Consider the following 18,393-nt stretch of genomic DNA (forward strand, 5'->3'; position numbering starts at 1 on the left):
GCGCAATGCGCGCGATTCTGACAGGGGGCTTTTACATAGATCACGGTTAAGGCAGGCTGCAGCTGAACAAAGGAAAAAGGAATGAAGGATGCGCGTGTTAGTCGTCGGCGGGACCGGATTTCTGGGCGGCGCGATCACGCAAGCAGCGCACGCCGCGGGATACGACGTTACAACCCTGTCACGGCGCGCGCGTGCCCCGAACCATATCAGCGCCGACCGCACGCAACCCTTGCCCGACCTGCACGACAGAGGATTCGACTGGGTCTTTGACACCTGCGCCTTTACGCCGGACATGGTCACTCATGTGCTAAACGCCGTTGGACCGGACATCGGCCACTATTGTATGATCTCGTCCATTTCGGCCTTTAGCGACATGACCGGTGCGGGCACCACCGAAGCAGGGCCATCACGCCCAGCAACGCCCAAAGAATTGGCCCTGACGCCCGATCATCCCACAAGCGCCGCCGCCTATGGCGCGGCCTATGGTCCACTGAAAAAGTCTTGCGAGGATGCCGCCACTGCGCGCCTTGGTGATCGAGCGCATCTGGTGCGTGTGGGGTTGCTGGTGGGTCCGGGTGACAACACAGATCGCATGACGTGGTGGGTCAGGCGCATGGATCAGGGCGGCAAAGTTCCAGTCCCGCTCCCCAAGGATGCAACGCTACAAATGATCGACGCACGAGATGCGGCGGCATACTGCATTGGCGCCGCGACACGCAAGGACGGGGGCGTGGTGAACCTGACTGGACCGATCCTGAAACGCGAGGATGTTCTGAACCGTATTTCTGAAATGACCGGTGAAAAGGCGACGCTTTGCTGGTTGCCGCCAGTACGGTTTGACACGGCTGGTGTCGCTTTCTGGACTGATGTGCCGATGATGCTGTCGCCGGACTGGATCACATTGGCCGGTATGCTTGCGGTTGACACCACGCGCGCAATCTCGCGCGGATTAAAGCTGCGTCCGCTTGACGACACCCTGCGCGATATCCTGACATGGGATCGTGGTCACCGCACCACCACCCTCACTTGCGGGATGAGCGCGTCACAAGAGGCGGCACTACTGAACTAGTTGGTGTTTTCCACGCCCGCGGGCTGCCCGACGACGACGAAATGCAGATCATCCGGGCGCAGCAATTCACCAGCCACGCGGTTGATCTCGTCCAGCGTCACCGCATTCACATAGTCGTTGCGGTTGATCACATAGTCCGGCGGCAGGCCGGTCATCTGCATCCCCACAAGGATATCCGCAATCGGCGCATTTCCATCAAATCGCAAAGGATAGGCACCCGTCAGGTAGGTCTTGGCAGCGCTCAATTCGTCAGCCGTGACGCCATCACTGGCGATCCGCGCCCATTCATCGCGGATCACGGCAATCGCTTCGCCGATCCGGTCATTGCCTGATGCAACCGACCCGATCACCATTTCCGCGTGATCCTTGGGGACAAGGTAGGTGTAAACGCCATAGGTCAGCCCGCGCTTTTCGCGCACTTCAGTCATCAAGCGGCTTTCAAAGCTGCCACCCCCCAGAATGGTGTTCAGGATATAGGCGGCAAAGAAATCCTCGTCGTCGCGCTTGAGTCCCTGATGGCCGAAGTAGGCGACAGATTGCGGCGTTTCAAACGGCACAACAGTCACACCACCCGCAAGGCCAAAGGGCACATCTTCGGGCAGCGGCGCGTCCGATTGCGGCAGGTCGCCCAAAAGATCATCCAGTACCACACCCAGTTCTTGCGCCGTAATATCACCCACAGCACCCACATAAACGCGGTCACGTGTCAAAACGTTGCGGTGCGCGGTGATCAGGTCATCACGGGTCAGCGCTGCGACACTTTCGGCGGTGCCGTTCAGGGACGACCCGTAGGGATGATCACCAAAGGCCGCGGCATCAAAGGCCGCGCCGGCAATCCGGTTGGGGTTCTTTTCGTCGCTCGCGATAATCGACAGCACCTGCGCGCGCACACGTTCAACCGCATCATCATCAAACGTCGGATCAATCAGGGCAGCACGCAGCAGCGCCAAGGCTTCATCGCGATTTTCGGTCAGAACGCGGGCGGATACGGAAAAACTGTCGTCATAGTTGTCGAACCCGAACGATGCCGCCAGCCCCTCGCGGGCTGTTTGGAACGCACGGGCATCCATCTCGCCCGATCCTTCTTCGAGCAGTCCAGTCATCAGGTTTGCAGCACCGCGTTTGCCCGCAAGGTCAAGGGACGCACCCCCTTCAATACGGATTTCCAGCGCAAGGAACGGAATCTCGTGATCCTCGACCAGCCAGGCGTTGATCCCGCCGGGCGAGGTGACTTCCTGAATGTCGACTTCGGCCTGCGCGGTGGCCGCGGCAACGGACAAAAGGGCGGCAAATACAAAACGGATCATTGGGTCAGCACCTCGCGGTTGGGAATGACCCAGCCCGTAACGGACTGACGGCGGTCAAGCACTTTGGCGGCAACCGCCATGATGTCATCGGCAGTGACGGCCTGCAAAATATCGGGCCAGTCCTGCACATCCTGCACGGTCAGCCCTTGGGTCAGGGCCGCGCCATACCGGTTGGCAATGCCTTCGACATTATCACGCGCATAGATTTCGCCTGCGCGAAACTGCGTGCGCAGCCTCTCAAGCTGTTCGGGGTCAACACCGGTTTCCATGAAATCTGCAATCGCGGCGTCCATCGCATCCTCACCTTCCTGCAAGGATACACCCACAGCAGGCACGACCGTGATGCCAAAGGTGGTGTCATCAAGGCTGCTCGCGTCATATCCCGCACCTGTGTAAACAGCCAGCTGCGCATCAAACTGCAGGGCTTCGCCCAACACAGACGTAAACGACGAACCACCAAGAATATCAGCCAGATAGACCAGTGCAGCGGCTTCTTCCTGTGCGCCACTGTCGCGTTCAGGGGCCAGATAGCTGCGGGTGACATAGGGTTGCGACACGCGCGGATCCTCAAAAATCAGACGGCGTTCGGCGTTCTGCGGTGGTTCTTCGGGGCGCAGGCGTTCGGGCAGATCAGGCTCGGCTGGGATCACGCCGTAATACTGTTCCGCCAGCGCCAGAACCTCGGCAGGTTGCACATCACCTGCGACAACCAGAATGGCGTTGTTCGGTGAATAGTAAAGTTCGTAGAAATCAAGCGCATCTTGCAGACTCAACTCCTCCATCTCGTGACGCCAGCCGATGATCGGCACACCGTACCGGTGGTTCATATACTGAGCGGCGCGCAGCTGTTCGCGCGCCAATGCACCTGCATTGTTGTCAGTGCGCTGGGCGCGTTCCTCAAGGATGACATTGCGTTCGGTCACAATGTCGGCCTCGGTGATGCGCAGGTTGTTCATGCGGTCGCTTTCCATCCGCATCATCAGTTCCAGACGGTCGGCTGCTACACGCTGATAATAGGCGGTATAGTCATAGCTGGTGAACGCGTTATCACTGCCACCATTGGCGGCCACGGTGGCGGACAATTCGCCACTGGCCAAGTTCTCGGTTTCCTTGAACAGCAGATGTTCCAGAAAATGCGCCACGCCGGATGCGCCCACCGGCTCGTCGGCAGATCCGATGCGATACCAGACCATATGCACAACAACAGGCGCACGGTGATCTTCGATCACCACAACGTCCATCCCGTTATCAAGCGTGTAGGTCGTGACCTCCTCGGCGTGCAGCGCTGTGCTGGCAAACAAGGCAAAGGCGGTAGTCAGTATGCGCAACATCGGCAAGTCCTATCCAATACGTTGCCCGTAACCTACGCCGGTGCGCGCAGGCTTCAAGACATCAAACGCTTATGTGAAAAGACTGTTAGGGCGCGGGCGGCGCTGTGGGCGTTGCGACACCCAGATTGCGAAACCGCGTCAGTTCCGCGTAGGCATCAAGGGCTTGCGCGGCATAGGCCTGAAAATACCGGTCACGCCCGCCAAGCCCAAGGAACCCTACGCGCGCTCGGCGATTGCGAAATGCTTCGTCCTCGGACGCCAGTGTCGCGCGGATGTTGGGATCGGTGCCGTGACGGCCGGCGCGCGCCACAAGGGCTGCGTCCGCTGATGGAATGCCACCGGCACGCGCGGCACTTTCGCGCCCGCCAAGGGCGACAATGGCCTCACCGCCGGGATTAGGATCAGTCAGGTTTGCACCACCTGGCGTAGGCGCGGGCAATGTGTTCAGGCTTTCGGGAAGGGCCAAGGGGCCAACCGGCAACACTGTAAATTCGTCAGGCCCGCCACTGCTGCTGCGCAAATCACGCAAGCCACGATCCCCGCCCGCACAGGCCGAAAGCGCCAAAACAGCAGTGGTTGCAAAGATCATCGCACGCATATCGCGAACCCCGTCGTCGGTTTCCCCGCTTGTTTAGCGCAGCTTGGCGGCGGCGTCACGGGTGTTCAGGCTTTCTTTTTACTTTCGCCCGTGAACATGACAAGGCCAATCGCTCCGGCAAAAATCGTGATGTCGGCCACGTTGAATGCATAGGGGTTTTCAAACCCGCAGCACGACATGTTCAAAAAGTCCGCCACTGCGCCGTAAATGATCCGGTCAACCACATTGCCCAGCGCGCCCCCCACCAACAATCCGGCCGAGACATAGGCCCATTTGCCGACCTTTTCCTTGTGGATCCAGTAAAGGACCAAGGCGGAAATCACGACAGCAATGCCAATCAACACCCAACGCATATCGGCCCCCGAAAACAGGCCGAAATTCACGCCGCGGTTCCACGCCATGCGCAGGTTCAGCAAAGGTGGCAGCACGTCAATCGACAACCGCGTTTGCAAATCAAGCGGATAAAGCACGATGTATTTGGTGACCTGATCCAACAGGAACACCCAAAACCCCACCCAAAATGTCAGCCGCATGGCACGTCCTTTCGTTCTGCCCCTCAAATGGCAGCGATTAGTGCCTAAAGTGGCGCATACCCGTAAATACCATGGCCAAACCGGCCTTGTCAGCGGCGGCGATCACTTCATCGTCGCGCATGGAACCACCGGGTTGAATAACTGCGGTAGCGCCTGCCTCGGCTGCGGTCAACAGACCGTCCGAGAATGGAAAGAACGCATCGGATGCCACGACCGACCCTTTGGTCAATGGCGCGGGAAGGCCCATCGCCTGGGCCATATCTTCGGCCTTGCGTGCGGCGATGCGGGTGCTGTCGACGCGGCTCATCTGGCCCGCGCCAACACCAACCGTCGCGCCATCCTTGACGTAGATGATCGCGTTGGATTTGACGTGCTTCGCAACAGTCCAGGCAAACAGCATATCGGCCATTTCCGCATCGGTGGGCTGTTTCCTGGTCACGACTTTCAGATCATTCATCGACAAACGCCCCGTGTCCTTGTCCTGCACCAGCAGGCCACCCGCGACCTGCTTGAAGGCCATCCCTGCAGCCGTCGGATCGGCCAGTTCACCCGTCACCAACAATCGCAGGTTCTTTTTCGCAGCAAACACCGCGCGCGCATCATCATCAGCGGCAGGTGCGATCACGACTTCGGTGAAAATCTGCGCGATTTCTTCGGCAGTGGCCCCGTCAAGCGGCTGGTTCAGCGCAATGATCCCGCCAAACGCGCTGGTGCGGTCGCAATCAAATGCGCGGGTATAGGCGTCCTTCAAGGTGTCACCACGGGCCACACCACAAGGGTTCGCATGCTTGATGATCGCGCAGGCCGGCCCATCGGCGGGGGCAAACTCACTGACCAGCTCAAACGCCGCATCGGTGTCGTTGATGTTGTTATAGGACAGCTCTTTGCCCTGCACCTGCTGCGCAGTCGCGGCACCGGGGCGGTTTGACCCGTCCAGATAGAACGCAGCGCGCTGATGCGGGTTTTCGCCATACCGCAGCGTCTGCGCAAGGGTGCCCGCAAAGGCACGGCGGCGCGGCGTGTCCACGCCAATCGCATCCGCCATCCACGTGGACACGGCCGCGTCATAGGCCGCCGTGCGGGCATAGGCACGCTGCGCCAGCTTCTTGCGGAATTTCGGGCATGTTGCACCGTTATGCTGCGCCATGTCACCCAGCAGTTTGTCGTAATCCTCGACATCGACGACGACATTCACAAAGGCATGGTTCTTGGCCGCAGCGCGGATCATCGCAGGGCCACCAATGTCGATATTTTCAATGCAGGTGTCATAATCGGCACCCTTGGCCACGGTTTCCTCGAACGGATAAAGGTTTACCACCAGCAGGTCGATCGGACCAATTCCGTGCTGTTCCATCGCCGCCAGATGTTCACCGTTATCGCGCAGGGCCAGCAACCCGCCATGCACCGCCGGGTGCAGGGTTTTCACACGCCCGTCCATCATTTCGGGAAAACCCGTCACATCTGCCACATCGCGCACCGGCAATCCGGCATCGCGCAGCGCCGCGGCGCTGCCGCCGGTCGACAGCAACTCAACACCGTAGCCATCCAGCGCACGGGCCAGATCAATCAGGCCGGTCTTGTCGGAAACAGACAGAAGTGCGCGGCGCACGGGTTGCATATCGGTCATTCAGGCGGCCCCCTCAGGCAGTTTCATCCACGTCCGTCAGGTGCGCATCAAAATCCTCGATCCCGACATCGCGCAGGGCGGTTGGGGTATCTTGAGCCTTGGCCAGCGACCATCTGACGCGCGTCGCATAAGACATTGCGCGACCAGTTAAAACCACCTGTTGTGTCGCACGCGGCTTTAATCGACCGTTTTCCAGATAAACCGAAGGTTCCAGTGTCATTTCCGCACTGCCATCCTGCCGGAAAACCCAGATTTCGCCGCTTTTCAGCGCCATGCTGATCGCGCCACCACCCAGATCGACAGCCGCCTCAACTTCGGGGTGAATATGGAACCGCACCGCAAATGCGATCCCCTGCAAGGCGCCCGCATCCATGGCGCGATCGAACGCCGCCTCGTCTGCGGGGGTTAGCGTGGTCAGCAAGTCCTCGCCTGCCATCGCGCGGCCGTCAAAAGCCAGATCAAGCGTGCGCGCATGGGTTAACCCGTGCGTGCTGCGATACCCGTCATGGCCCAACTCAAGCCGTATCCCGTCACTCACGGTGCTTTGAACGTAGGGCACATCGCGCGGCACTTCTGCCAAAAGTTCGCCGCGCAGGGTATTGGCGCGACCGGGCGGGTCCAGACGCGACGATGAATACCCGTCAATCGCCAGAGTCGAATGGCTGGGTGTCGCACGGCCCGCGCGGCGCCAGTCCTCGCCAAAACTGGCTCCGGACCCGCAGTTCACAATCACCGGACGGCGCCCCGAGGTCAGTTCAAACGCCAGCGTCGAGGCATGCGCATCAAATGACGCCGGGCCAATGGGTGGCGCGCTCGCGTCAACGATCAAAGATGTGCGCCCCGCTGAAAGCCGCGCGAAACCCATGTGCAGGCCGTCGCTTGGGCGCTGCTTCATGCCTGCCAGCGCCAGCGCATGATCCAATCGCCCCTCAAGTCCGCGCCCACCCCCGTGAAACCGCGCCAAACCACCATCTGCATGGCGCAACGCGCGCAGGGTCGGCGCGATCCGTGCTTGGGCCGCCAACAGTGTTTCAGGCACCTCACGGTCGGCCTCGGCCAAGGCCTGCTGGGCCCATGTCAGCAGGGTGAACACCTCAAGCAGTTCTTCGGGGTTGCGTGTTGCGATCCCGCCTTCAAGGTCGACCTGGGATTTGCAATCCTGTGCAAGCGCGCGCACCGCTGGATCAACGTGGCGCTCCATCCCTTCAAGGGACAGGCCCGCATAAATCATGCCCGTCAGGGCTTCGAACCGTGGCAAGCCGCTGCGCGTCGATGTCCAGCGACGCGACAGGAAAATCGTCTGGCGGGCAAGGCTGCGAAAATAGGCATCCGTAAATTCGCGGTTCTGTCCACGCATCAGGAAAAAACCGTGGTTGATCCAGCGGATCAGCCTGCGCCCCGTCAGGTCAGGCGTCCAGCCCGGCCCCTTGCCACTGCCATAGCGGGCAATCCAATCAGCAACCCACGCTTGCGCCGTTTCGCGGGCACGGGCATCGCCGACTGCCGCGAGATCATCCAGCCAGACGCAGCCCTGCACAACATTGGCGACACGCGGATCATCCGGCACGACATCCCAGATCGACGCATTCTTGGCCTCGACCAACTGACCGGCAAAAAGGAAATTGCCCGCCATCAACTGACGGCCACGGGCATAATGGCCAATCGTGCGTGGTTCGGGTTGTGATACAAAACCGCTCGCAGGGCGCGCACGCGCAGCAAGACGCGCATGCAAGCGGTCCATCAGACGCGCACCATTGGCGCGCAATATCTGCGAATGTGTCAAGTCTCTGCTGCCTCTGGTCGTGCTTTGCGCATCTTAAGGTTGGCAACAACATACCGCTCTAGGGGATTCGTGTCACGCAGGCTTTCGCAGCATCGCGATATAGAACCCGTCCATCCCGCCCTGATCCGCCCAATAGTCGGGGCGCAGACGCAAGCCGCCTTCGCTTGTGCGCCAGGCCGGATCAATGCCTGCAACCATTACCGCATCACGGTCCGCGACCAGCCCATGGTGACGTTCCAGCGCCTCGTCCACCTGCACTTCGCCCTCGTCAGGCAGCAGGGAACAGGTGCAAAACACCAAGCGCCCGCCGGGTTTCAGCAGGGAAAGGGCATGGTCGATCATGCGGCCCTGTTGTTCGATCAGCGCGCCAAATTCCGATCCGTCCTTTGCGTGGGGCAGGTCGGGATGGCGACGGATCGTGCCCGTAGCAGAACAGGGCGCATCCAGCAAAACAGCGTCAAAACCGTCCGTTTCATACGAAAACGCATCAGACACCACAGTCTCGGCCTCCAGCCCAACGCGTTTCAGATTTTCAGCAACGCGGGCCATGCGCCCTGCCGAGGCATCGACAGCAACGACCTGCGCACCGGCTGCGGCGACCTGCATCGTCTTGCCGCCAGGTGCGGCGCACAGATCAAGGATCACCTCGCCCTTCTGCGGGGCCAACACCTGCACCGGAATGGCGGCGGCGGCATCCTGCACCCACCACGCGCCGGTGTCATAACCGGCCAGCGCCGACACCTGCCCGGCATCCGCCAGACGCACAGAACCAGTCGGCAAAACCTTGCCACCCAGCGCATCGGCCACCGCCTGCGGATCGCCCTTGGCTGTCAAATCCAGCGGGGCACCCGCGAAATGCGCCGCCTCCATCGCGATCACAACATCGCGGCCAAAGGCATCACTTAGCGGGCCACGCAGCCACCCGGGTAGGCGCGGCACGGCCAGTTTCGCCCAGCCTTCGGGCCCATCGGCGGCGATCTTGCGCATGACCGCGTTGACCAGCCCTTTCATCGACGAAGTCCGCTTGTCGCGCGCAACCAGTTCCACGCAGGCATTCACAACACCATGCCCAGCCGCACCGCCCGCGATTTCCACCGTCCCAAGGCGCAGCACATTGCGCACGGTCAGCGGCGGGGTCTTTTGCAGGAACCGGCCCAGCATCCGGTCTGCACGGTTCATCCCGCGCAGGGTTTCCGATGCCAGTCGCTGCGCGCGCGCGCGATCTTCGGGGGCAAGATGCTGCAGCGCGCCTGCGCCCACTAGTTCGGACAGCAGTTTGCCGTTGCCGGTGATCTGGTCGATCAGATGCAGGGCGGCGCGGCGCGGGGCAAGGCCTTGCTGGCTCATGGGCTGTCCTCTTGTTCAAAGCTGGTCGCGGCGTATATCAAGGGATGATCCGCCACAAGGACGCGCCATGACCGACAATACGCCCAAAGACCTGCCCGCCGCCGCCGTGCGCGCGCTGCAAGAAGCCGAAGCGCGCCGCAAAGCCGCGAAAAACGAACCGCTGCCAGTGGAACTGGGCGGGCGCGACGGGCCGGAACCCGTGCGTTTCGGGGATTGGGAAAAAAAGGGGATCGCTGTCGATTTTTGATCGTCAACGCAGGTTGAACGTTGCCTCGTCACCTGCCCCACGATCGACGGTAAAGCGCATCTTGGTGTTGTTCTGCACCTCGACCAATTGGCAGTTGTAAGGGATCGGTGTGCCACTCCAGTCCATTTCGCGGCAGAAATAGCCGTCTTGCCATGACCAGGTGCCAACAACATCCCACCCGCTTGCCCGACCGACGATATTGCCGTCAGCGCGCACATCAAGCGCGATACCAAACACGCCCAGACGCAGCTCCCGGCCATCAAGTAGCGCAAGGAATGTGTCGCGGTCCGACACGGTTTCAAACGCTTGGGCGGACGCGGGAAGGGCAAGACCCACTGCAAGTGCCAGACTAAGGAAGGTAGTGCGCATCGTTCAAACCCAGCTGTTGTTTGGAATAATTACGGACGAAGTAGTCCGCTGGTTCAGTTTCAAAGGGACAAAGGCCGGAATGGAGTCAATCCCGAAACGTTTCGGCTATCGCAGGCGGCTTGCCCAAAACGTTTCGGTTTGGCAGTCTGCAGACCTAAGGGAGATTCTTTTTATGACAACGCTCAAGGATCTGAGCCGCCATCTGGGCTTGTCCGTCACGCAGGTCAGCCGCGCCCTGAATGACCATAGCGATGTCAGCAAAGACACCAAAGAACGCGTGATGCGTGCGGCCAAAGCATTGGAATATCAACCAAATCTTTTGGCGCGTCGCCTTGTGACAGGGCGGTCAGGCATTGTCGGGCTGGTGTATCCTGAAATGCCGGACCCGTCCGATTCATGGTATTTCACACAGTTCGTTGCTGGCCTTTCGAGCAACTTCGCACGCCTTGGACGGCAGTTCATGTTGCACATGTCGCAAGACTCCGATCATGGCATCGAGGTCTACGATAGTCTTGTCAGGTCCCGTTCGATTGACGGATTCGTGGTGATTATTCCGGAAGTGGCCGATGCGCGGGTCGATTTCCTGCGCGAAAAGAAGGTTCCGTTCGTGCTTCATGGGCAGACCATGCAGGACCCCGACTACCCCTTTTACGACATCGACAACATTGCGGTGGGCTATGATCTGACCAAGCGACTGATCCGTGCAGGCCACCGGGAAATCGCCTTTATCAACGGCCAGGAAAAGGCCTCGTTCGTGCAACGGCGTTTCTTTGGATACGCGCGCGCACTTGCCGAAGCCGGGCTGAAACCGCGCAGGTCTTTCCAAGTCACCGGCACCATGACGGCGGAACTGGGGCTGCGTGAAACGATCAGGATGTTCCAATCCAAGGGGCCGCATCCGACTGGTATGATTGCAAGTAACACACGGATTGCAAAGGGAATTTATGACGGACTTGCAGCACTTGGGTTGCGCGTTCCGCATGATGTTTCAGTCGTGGGGCATGATGATGCGCTGCCCGATGTCACGCCTGACCAACTGCCGGTTCCCCTGACAGGAACGGGATCGCCGCTCATTGAAAGTTGGGAACCGCTGGCAAAATATCTTGATGCAGCCCTGAATGGCGCAAAGCTTGAGACCGTGCAGGAAATCGGCGCGCACTACTTCTACGAGCGCGCCTCGGTGCGTAATATTTAACCCGTCACGCCGGAGATTTCGGTCACTACAAGACCCGCGCAAGCTTCAAAAAGGAATCATATTGACGCATCGGGTGTGTTGGCGCTAACGTTACCGAAACGTTTCGGGTGAACTTTTCCGAAGAATCGTTTTTCGGACCGGGGTTGGGAGACCCCGATTCATGCAACTGGGAGGAACTCCATGACTATCACTGTGAAATCCGCAATGATGCGGACCACTGCTGCGGCTGCTGTTGCAGCTTTTGGCGCGACTGCGGTCGCGGCTGACGAAATCACCTATGTTTCGGGTGCCGTCGGCAACGCCGTCGAAGACTTCAAGACAATCGTCGCCCCTTGGGAAGAAGCAACCGGTCACACTGTGACGCTGGTGCCAATGCCATCTTCCACGACTGACCAGTTCGGCCAGTATCGCCTGTGGCTTGCCGCGGGTAACGGCGACATCGACCTGTATCAGACCGACGTGATCTGGGCGCCACAACTGGCTGACCACTTTGTCGATCTGACAGATGCTGCCGCCGACATCGCCGGTTTGCACTTCCCCTCGATCATTGAATCGCAGACCGTTGACGGCAAGCTGGTCGCGCTGCCGATCTTTACGGATGCTCCTGCGCTTTACTACCGCACCGACCTGCTGGAAAAGCACGGCGCTGACGTTCCGACCACATGGGAAGAACTGACCGCAACCGCGCAAATGATCCAGGATGCGGAACGCGCCGAAGGCGACGACGACATCTGGGGTTTCGTGTGGCAGGGTAACGCCTACGAAGGCCTGACCTGTGACGCGCTTGAGTGGGTCAAATCCTCGGGCGGTGGCCAGATCATCGAACCCGATGGCACGATCTCGATCAACAACGAAAACGCAATCGCAGCAATCGAACTGGCTGCATCCTGGGTCGGGACAATCTCGCCCGAAGGCGTGATTTCCTATCAGGAAGAAGACGCACGCGGCGTCTGGCAGACGGGTAACGCCGTGTTCATGCGCAACTGGCCCTATGCCTACGGTCTGGGCAACGGCGAAGACTTTGCGGTTGCAGGTCTGTTCGGCGTGACTACCCTGCCAACTGGCCAGGGCCATGACACGTCTGCTGCCACACTTGGCGGCTGGAACGTTGCTGTGTCCAAGTATTCCGACAGCCAAGACGCGGCGATCAGCCTTGCGATCTATCTGGCCTCGGAAGAAGCACAGAAAACACGTGCGTTGGTTGCATCCAACCTGCCCACGATCATCAGCCTTTACGAAGACGCTGATATCGCCGAGCAGCAGCCGATCATCCCGCAGTGGAAAGACGTGTTCCTGCAGGCCGTGCCACGTCCATCGGCGCCAACCCGTCAGGACTACAACGAAGTGTCGACACTGTTCTTCTCGGCAGTTCACTCGGTTCTGTCCGGCAACGAAGATGCCGCAACAGCACTGGCTGACCTCGAGCTCGATCTGGAAGATCTGCTCGAGTAATCCGTCGATCTAAGACACCGCATCGGGCGGGCAATCCCTGCCCGATGCACCCCTTGCACCGACCCCGAAAAATCGGGGCAAGCAAGACCTGGGAGGGACAATGGCTTCTACAGATATCAAAACACCCCCAACGGGTGGCAAGCGCGAGTTGAACCTGCAACAGCAGCGTGTCCGCGCCGCCTATACCTTCTTGGTCCCGATGCTGATCATGCTTGCGTTGGTGGCCGCCTGGCCGCTGTTCCGCTCGATCAGTTTCTCTTTTACCGACGCCACCGCTGACACCATTTTCAATGGACAGTCGAGCTGGGTCGGCTTTGAAAATTACCTCGAACGCCGCGTGCGCTCGAATGGCGAGGTGCGCTGGCGCGGTGTGCTGGTGGATGGCGACTGGTGGAACGCGGTGTGGAACACCGTGCGGTTCTCGATCGTGTCGGTTTCGCTCGAAGCGGTGCTGGGCCTGCTTGTCGCCCTGGTGCTGAACATGGAATTCAAAGGCCGCGGCCTTGTCCGCGCTGCCATCCTGATCCCTTGGGCGATCCCGACTGTTGTGTCGGCACGGATGTGGGGCTGGATGCTGAACGACCAGTTCGGCGTGATCAACTACATGATGATGGGGGTGGGACTGATCGACAAACCCATTGCCTGGACCGCCAGTTCGGACACGGCGATGATTGCCGTGTTGATTGTGGACGTCTGGAAAACCACGCCCTTTATGGCGCTTTTGATGCTGGCCGGTCTGCAAATGATCCCGCGCGACATGTATGAAGCGGCCAAGTTGGACGGCATTCATCCGGTCAAGGTGTTCTTCCGCGTGACGCTGCCATTGCTGCGGCCCGCGATCCTTGTGGCCGTGATCTTTCGCGCGCTGGACGCGCTGCGCATCTTCGATCTGATCTACTTGCTGACACCGCAATCGGATTCGACGGTCACGATGTCCGTGCTGTCCTATCGTGAATTGCAGCAGTTTGGCGACTATGGCGAAGGCTCGGCCATGTCCACGCTGCTGTTCCTCATCATCACCCTGTTCGTGCTGATGTATATCAAGCTCGGCAAGGTTGATCTGTCAGGGGAGAAAAGCTGATGGAACGCACACCATTCTGGAACATCATGTTCTACTTTGCGGTCTTTCTGATCGTCGTGATCGCGGTCTATCCGTTCTACTATGCCGTAATTACCAGCTTTGAGACGGGCACCGCGCTGTTCACGCCGAACTTCCTGCCGGAATCATTCTCGTTGGACAATTACAGGAACGTCCTTGGACAACGCAGCTTTATCCTGTCGCTTGTGAACTCGGTCTTTATCGCTGGTGTTACGGTCTGTTTTGCACTGCTGCTCGCTGTCACCGCTTCCTATGCGCTGGCACGGGTGCGCTTTCGCGGGCGCGGTTTGCTGCTGATGACGATCCTTGGCGTGTCGATGTTCCCGCAGATCGCCGTGCTGTCAGGCCTTTATGAGCTGGTCAATATCCTGGGCCTTTACAACAAGCCATATGCACTGATCCTCAGCTACACGATCTTTACGCTGCCCTTTACGGTCTGGGTGCTGACCACCTTCATGCGTGATCTGCCCGTAGAGATCGAGGAAGCCGCAATTGTTGACGGTGCAACTCCGTGGGTGATCATCACCAAGGTGTTCTTGCCGCTGCTGTGGCCTGCCCTTGTGACAACCGGCCTTCTGGCTTTTATCGGCGCGTGGAACGAATTCCTGTTCGCGCTGACCTTCACAATTTCGGAATCCCAGCGCACCGTGCCTGTGGCCATCGCCCTGCTGTCTGGCGCAAGCCAGCAGGAAATCCCTTGGGGGTCCATCATGGCGGCCAGCGTTATCGTGACGGTTCCGCTGATCATTCTGGTCCTCATTTTCCAACGCAAGATCGTCGCGGGCCTGACCGCTGGCGGCGTCAAAGGCTAATCGGAGAGTAATAATGGCAAATATCGAACTCAAAGCTGTCCGTAAGTCCTATGGCGCGGTCGAAGTGATCAAGGGCATCGACCTTGATATCAAGAAGGGCGAATTCATGGTGTTCGTCGGCCCCTCGGGCTGCGGGAAATCCACCCTGTTGCGCCTGATTTCGGGGCTTGAACAAATCACGTCGGGCGACATGATGTTTGACGGCGAACGCGTGAACAACGTGATCCCCTCCAAGCGCGGTATCGCGATGGTGTTCCAGTCGTACGCGCTTTATCCGCATATGACCGTGTTTGATAACATGGCTTTCGGCATGCAGCTGGCCAAGGCGACCAAGGCCGAACAGGACGAACGTGTGCGCAAGGCGGCCGACCTTTTGCAGATCGATCATCTGCTGGATCGCCTGCCCAAACAACTGTCGGGCGGACAGCGCCAGCGTGTTGCCATCGGCCGTGCGATCGTGCGTGACCCGCGCGTATTCCTGTTCGATGAACCGCTGTCCAACCTTGACGCTGCCTTGCGTGTGCAAACCCGTCTGGAAATTGCCAAGCTGCACCACGACATGCAGGACGTGACCATGGTTTACGTCACCCACGATCAGGTCGAAGCCATGACACTTGCCGACCGGATTTGCGTGCTGCGTGATGGAATGGTCGAACAGGTCGGCACCCCTGCCGAACTTTATGACAGTCCCAACTCTACGTTTGTTGCCGGATTCATCGGTTCGCCCAAGATGAACTTTATGACCGGCGCATTTGCGGATGCGTTCGATTGCACCACCCTTGGCATCCGCTCCGAACACATCGAAGTGGTCGAGGATGGCAGCGGTATCTGGACAGGCAAGGTGATCCACACCGAAGACCTTGGGTCCGACCACTTCCTGTTCATCGAAATCGGTTCGGATGAACCGATTATCGTGCGCCAATCCGGCAAATGGTTCGGCAAACTGGGCGCCGAAGTATCGCTCAAGCCGGTGGACGGAAATGTTCACCGTTTCGGGCAGGACGACAAGCCACTCGGCTAAAACGAAACTGAAATCGCAACCTAAATTTGCTCCGGTGGGATTCCGGACACTCTGAGGCTATGGAAAATGACAAAAATTGTACTCGTCGGCGCAGGCAGCCTTCAATTCGGCGCAGGCATGTTGGGGGATGTGTTTCAATCCGCCCACCTTACAGACGCACAGATCGTCTTGAACGACATCAATGAAGCCGCGGCCAAACGCACCGAAAAGGTCGCCAACGCCTATATCGCCGACAATGGTCTGAAACAGACCATTTCGGTCGAATCCGACCTTCCCAAGGCGCTGAAGGGCGCGGACTTCGTGGTAATCTCCATCGAAGTCGGGGATCGTTTCGCCCTGTGGGATATGGATTGGAAAATTCCGCAGCAATACGGCATTGGCCAGGTTTACGGCGAAAACGGCGGCCCCGGCGGGCTGTTCCACGCCCTGCGGATTATCCCGCCGATCCTTGAAATCTGCGGCAAGGTGATGGACCACGCGCCAAACGCCACAGTGTTCAACTACTCCAACCCGATGAGCCGGATCACGACCACCGTGCACCGTGCCTATCCGGGTATCAAATTCATCGGCATGTGCCACGAGATTGCCTCGCTGGAGCGTCACCTGCCGCCACTTCTGGGTGTTGCGCGTGACAAGATCCACTACCGCGCCGGTGGCCTGAACCACTTCTCGGTGATGACGGACGTGACTTATGTGGACAGCGGCAAATCGGCCTACGATGACGTGCGCGCCAAGGCCGAAGATTACTTTGGCAAACAGCCCGGCTATTCTGAAATCCTGAACGCCTCGCGCAAGACCGGCAAGGCCGTGGACACCGAAGGCTGGATGGACATCGACCTGTCCCACATCACCGAAGTGCGCCCGTGGTCGGACCGCTGGTTGTTCAAGGTGATCCTTGATAACTTCGGTGCGCTGCCGATCACTTATGACAGCCACTTTGGCGAATATATCCAGTGGGCGCATGATTGTTCGGATCACCGCGGCATCTTGGATTTCTACACCTACTACCGCAACTATCTGGGCCACGTGACCCCGACGATCGAAAAGGAACTGCACGAACGTGTGGTCCCGATCATGGAAGGGCTGATCACCGGCAACGCCTACGAGGAAGCCGCCGTGAACATCCCCAACGCCGGTTTCATCAAGGACCTGCCTGACTGGATCGCCGTCGAAGTGCCTGCCAATGTGGACAAGGACGGCGTGCACGGCATCGCCTTGGACATCCCCGTGGGCATCCGTGGCTTGCTGTCCAACCAGATCGGCATCCACAACCTGACAGCCGAGGCGATCTTGCAGAAGAAGAAAGACCTTGTTGTGCAGGCACTGCTGGTCGATCCGGTGGTGACCGTGTCCAAAGGCATCCCCGAACTGGTCGACCACATGATCGCCGAACAAAGCCCGTGGCTGGATTATTTGAAGTGATTTGAATAAAGGGGCCGGTGGAAACGTCGGCCCCTTTTGGCATTTGACATGCGTGGTATTGCATGGCGATGAGGTTGTTCAATGTGCCCGACAGGAATCCTTGGAACGCACTCCGGCGCGCATGCGCCATGCCCGACCTCCCCGACGGGAGGGCATTCCAACAACAACTAATGCACTTTGAACGCAAGTTGTTCCCAGCATCTCACTTGCCGCTCAAAACCACGGCCCTCCCGAGGTCGGGCATGGCGCATCCACACCTCGCACTATGAACTCAGCTAGAGTTCAAACCCGTCCCTCTACAACCCCAGCACATCCACCATATCGTATTCACCCGGTTTCTGCCCCTGCCCCCAGAGTGCGGCCTTCAGCGCACCGCGCGCAAACACCGCGCGGTCTGTCGCGACGTGGCGCAGGGTGATCCGTTCTCCGGCGGCGGCGAACAGCACGTCATGTTCACCGACAATATCCCCGCCACGGATCGCGGTGAAACCGATGTCACCGCGCCGCCGCGCACCGGTGATCCCGTCGCGCCCGCTGTCGCGCACATCGGCCAGTGAAACGCCACGCCCTTCGGCCGCAGCCTCGCCCAGCATCAGCGCCGTGCCGGATGGCGCATCGACCTTTTGGTTGTGATGCGCCTCGATCACTTCGATATCGAAATCCTCGTCCAGCGCCGCAGCCACTTTCTTGGTCAACTGCACCAACAGGTTCACGCCCAGCGACATATTCCCCGCCCGCACAATCACCGCATGACGGGCGGCTGCTTTGATCTTGGTCAGGTCATCATCCGACAGCCCTGTCGTCCCGATCACATGCACCGCACGGGCTTGCGCGGCCAATGCCGCAAATTCCACCGTGGCGGCGGGGGCCGTGAAATCAATCACCGCCTGCGCGCGCGCAAATGCCTCGACCGGATCGTCGGTCACATGAATGCCCAGTGCGGCACCACCCATCGCTTCGCCCACATCGCGGCCAATCCAGTCGTGGCCTTCGCGCTCCAGCACGCCGACCAGTTTCGCCTTGTCCGACGCCATCACAGTCTTGATCAACATCTGTCCCATACGCCCTGATGCGCCGGTGATGACTATTCCGTCCTGATGATGCATGGCCCGTTCCCTCACGTCTTTGGCACCCCGCCAAGGCGCGCCTTGGCAAGTCTTCCTATATTCCTTACATGGGCC

General features: G+C 59.4%; 17 protein-coding genes. 8 read left to right on the forward strand and 9 right to left on the reverse strand.

Annotated features, from left to right (window positions below):
• The first annotated feature begins 88 nt into the window (after window positions 1-88).
• On the forward strand, window positions 89-1,069 hold the full coding sequence (locus SJY21_RS09180) for an NAD-dependent epimerase/dehydratase family protein (RefSeq protein WP_377509306.1): 981 nt from the start codon (window positions 89-91) through the stop codon (window positions 1,067-1,069).
• Here the strand turns inward: SJY21_RS09180 and SJY21_RS09185 are convergent.
• From SJY21_RS09185 to SJY21_RS09215, 7 genes are all read right to left on the reverse strand, one after another.
• Entirely contained in the window at window positions 1,066-2,376 is a 1,311-nt protein-coding gene (locus SJY21_RS09185) for a M16 family metallopeptidase (RefSeq protein ID WP_377509309.1), read from the reverse strand. The two genes, SJY21_RS09180 and SJY21_RS09185, sit on opposite strands and share 4 nt — an antisense overlap.
• Window positions 2,373-3,707 carry a M16 family metallopeptidase gene (locus SJY21_RS09190; RefSeq protein WP_377509312.1) on the reverse strand — a complete coding sequence of 445 codons (1,335 nt, stop codon included), beginning with the start codon at window positions 3,705-3,707 and terminating at the stop codon, window positions 2,373-2,375. Before SJY21_RS09190 ends, SJY21_RS09185 begins: the two co-directional genes overlap by 4 nt.
• A gap of 85 nt (window positions 3,708-3,792) precedes the next feature.
• Window positions 3,793-4,305: a DUF3035 domain-containing protein gene (locus SJY21_RS09195; protein ID WP_377509315.1), complete on the reverse strand. Its 513-nt coding sequence runs from the start codon at window positions 4,303-4,305 to the stop codon at window positions 3,793-3,795.
• A 65-nt stretch (window positions 4,306-4,370) separates the two neighbouring features.
• On the reverse strand, window positions 4,371-4,838 hold the full coding sequence (lspA, locus tag SJY21_RS09200) for a signal peptidase II (RefSeq protein ID WP_377509318.1): 468 nt from the start codon (window positions 4,836-4,838) through the stop codon (window positions 4,371-4,373).
• A 37-nt stretch (window positions 4,839-4,875) separates the two neighbouring features.
• Window positions 4,876-6,465: a bifunctional phosphoribosylaminoimidazolecarboxamide formyltransferase/IMP cyclohydrolase gene (gene purH / locus SJY21_RS09205; protein ID WP_377509321.1), complete on the reverse strand. Its 1,590-nt coding sequence runs from the start codon at window positions 6,463-6,465 to the stop codon at window positions 4,876-4,878.
• 13 nt (window positions 6,466-6,478) lie between these two features.
• Entirely contained in the window at window positions 6,479-8,206 is a 1,728-nt protein-coding gene (locus SJY21_RS09210; RefSeq protein WP_377509324.1) for a heparinase II/III family protein, read from the reverse strand.
• A gap of 114 nt (window positions 8,207-8,320) precedes the next feature.
• Entirely contained in the window at window positions 8,321-9,595 is a 1,275-nt protein-coding gene (locus SJY21_RS09215) for an RsmB/NOP family class I SAM-dependent RNA methyltransferase (RefSeq protein WP_377509327.1), read from the reverse strand.
• Window positions 9,596-9,662: 67 nt separating this feature from the next.
• Here SJY21_RS09215 and SJY21_RS09220 point away from each other — a divergent pair, with 67 nt between their 5' ends.
• Window positions 9,663-9,842 carry a DUF1674 domain-containing protein gene (locus SJY21_RS09220; protein ID WP_377509330.1) on the forward strand — a complete coding sequence of 60 codons (180 nt, stop codon included), beginning with the start codon at window positions 9,663-9,665 and terminating at the stop codon, window positions 9,840-9,842.
• Between the two features lie 3 nt (window positions 9,843-9,845).
• Here SJY21_RS09220 and SJY21_RS09225 read toward each other — a convergent pair whose 3' ends face one another.
• Window positions 9,846-10,136 (reverse strand): dihydrodipicolinate reductase, encoded by a 291-nt coding sequence (locus SJY21_RS09225; protein ID WP_377509333.1) that lies wholly within the window; start codon window positions 10,134-10,136, stop codon window positions 9,846-9,848.
• Between SJY21_RS09225 and SJY21_RS09230 the strand changes: the two genes are divergently transcribed.
• The 6 genes from SJY21_RS09230 to SJY21_RS09255 all read left to right on the forward strand — a co-directional run bounded on the left by SJY21_RS09230 (window position 10,120) and on the right by SJY21_RS09255 (window position 17,212).
• Window positions 10,120-11,406 carry a LacI family DNA-binding transcriptional regulator gene (locus SJY21_RS09230; RefSeq protein WP_377509335.1) on the forward strand — a complete coding sequence of 429 codons (1,287 nt, stop codon included), beginning with the start codon at window positions 10,120-10,122 and terminating at the stop codon, window positions 11,404-11,406. The genes SJY21_RS09225 and SJY21_RS09230 overlap by 17 nt on opposite strands.
• Before the next feature lie 180 nt (window positions 11,407-11,586).
• A complete protein-coding gene (locus tag SJY21_RS09235) occupies window positions 11,587-12,858 on the forward strand; it encodes an ABC transporter substrate-binding protein (protein ID WP_377509338.1) in 1,272 nt (423 codons plus the stop codon).
• 100 nt (window positions 12,859-12,958) lie between these two features.
• A complete protein-coding gene (locus SJY21_RS09240) occupies window positions 12,959-13,939 on the forward strand; it encodes a carbohydrate ABC transporter permease (RefSeq protein WP_377509341.1) in 981 nt (326 codons plus the stop codon).
• Window positions 13,939-14,769, forward strand: a complete 831-nt coding sequence (locus SJY21_RS09245) for a carbohydrate ABC transporter permease (protein WP_377509344.1) — start codon at window positions 13,939-13,941, stop codon at window positions 14,767-14,769. Before SJY21_RS09240 ends, SJY21_RS09245 begins: the two co-directional genes overlap by 1 nt.
• Window positions 14,770-14,782: 13 nt before the next feature.
• Complete coding sequence (locus SJY21_RS09250; RefSeq protein WP_377509347.1) at window positions 14,783-15,790, forward strand: ABC transporter ATP-binding protein; 1,008 nt, start codon at window positions 14,783-14,785, stop codon at window positions 15,788-15,790.
• Window positions 15,791-15,856: 66 nt separating this feature from the next.
• Window positions 15,857-17,212 (forward strand): hypothetical protein, encoded by a 1,356-nt coding sequence (locus SJY21_RS09255; protein WP_377509350.1) that lies wholly within the window; start codon window positions 15,857-15,859, stop codon window positions 17,210-17,212.
• A gap of 296 nt (window positions 17,213-17,508) precedes the next feature.
• On the opposite strand, the gene dapB is transcribed toward SJY21_RS09255, so the two are convergent.
• Window positions 17,509-18,318 carry a 4-hydroxy-tetrahydrodipicolinate reductase gene (gene dapB, locus SJY21_RS09260; protein ID WP_377509352.1) on the reverse strand — a complete coding sequence of 270 codons (810 nt, stop codon included), beginning with the start codon at window positions 18,316-18,318 and terminating at the stop codon, window positions 17,509-17,511.
• Window positions 18,319-18,393: the final 75 nt, after the last annotated feature.

This window comes from Octadecabacter sp. R77987 (assembly GCF_042466115.1).
Lineage (GTDB): Bacteria > Pseudomonadota > Alphaproteobacteria > Rhodobacterales > Rhodobacteraceae > SW4.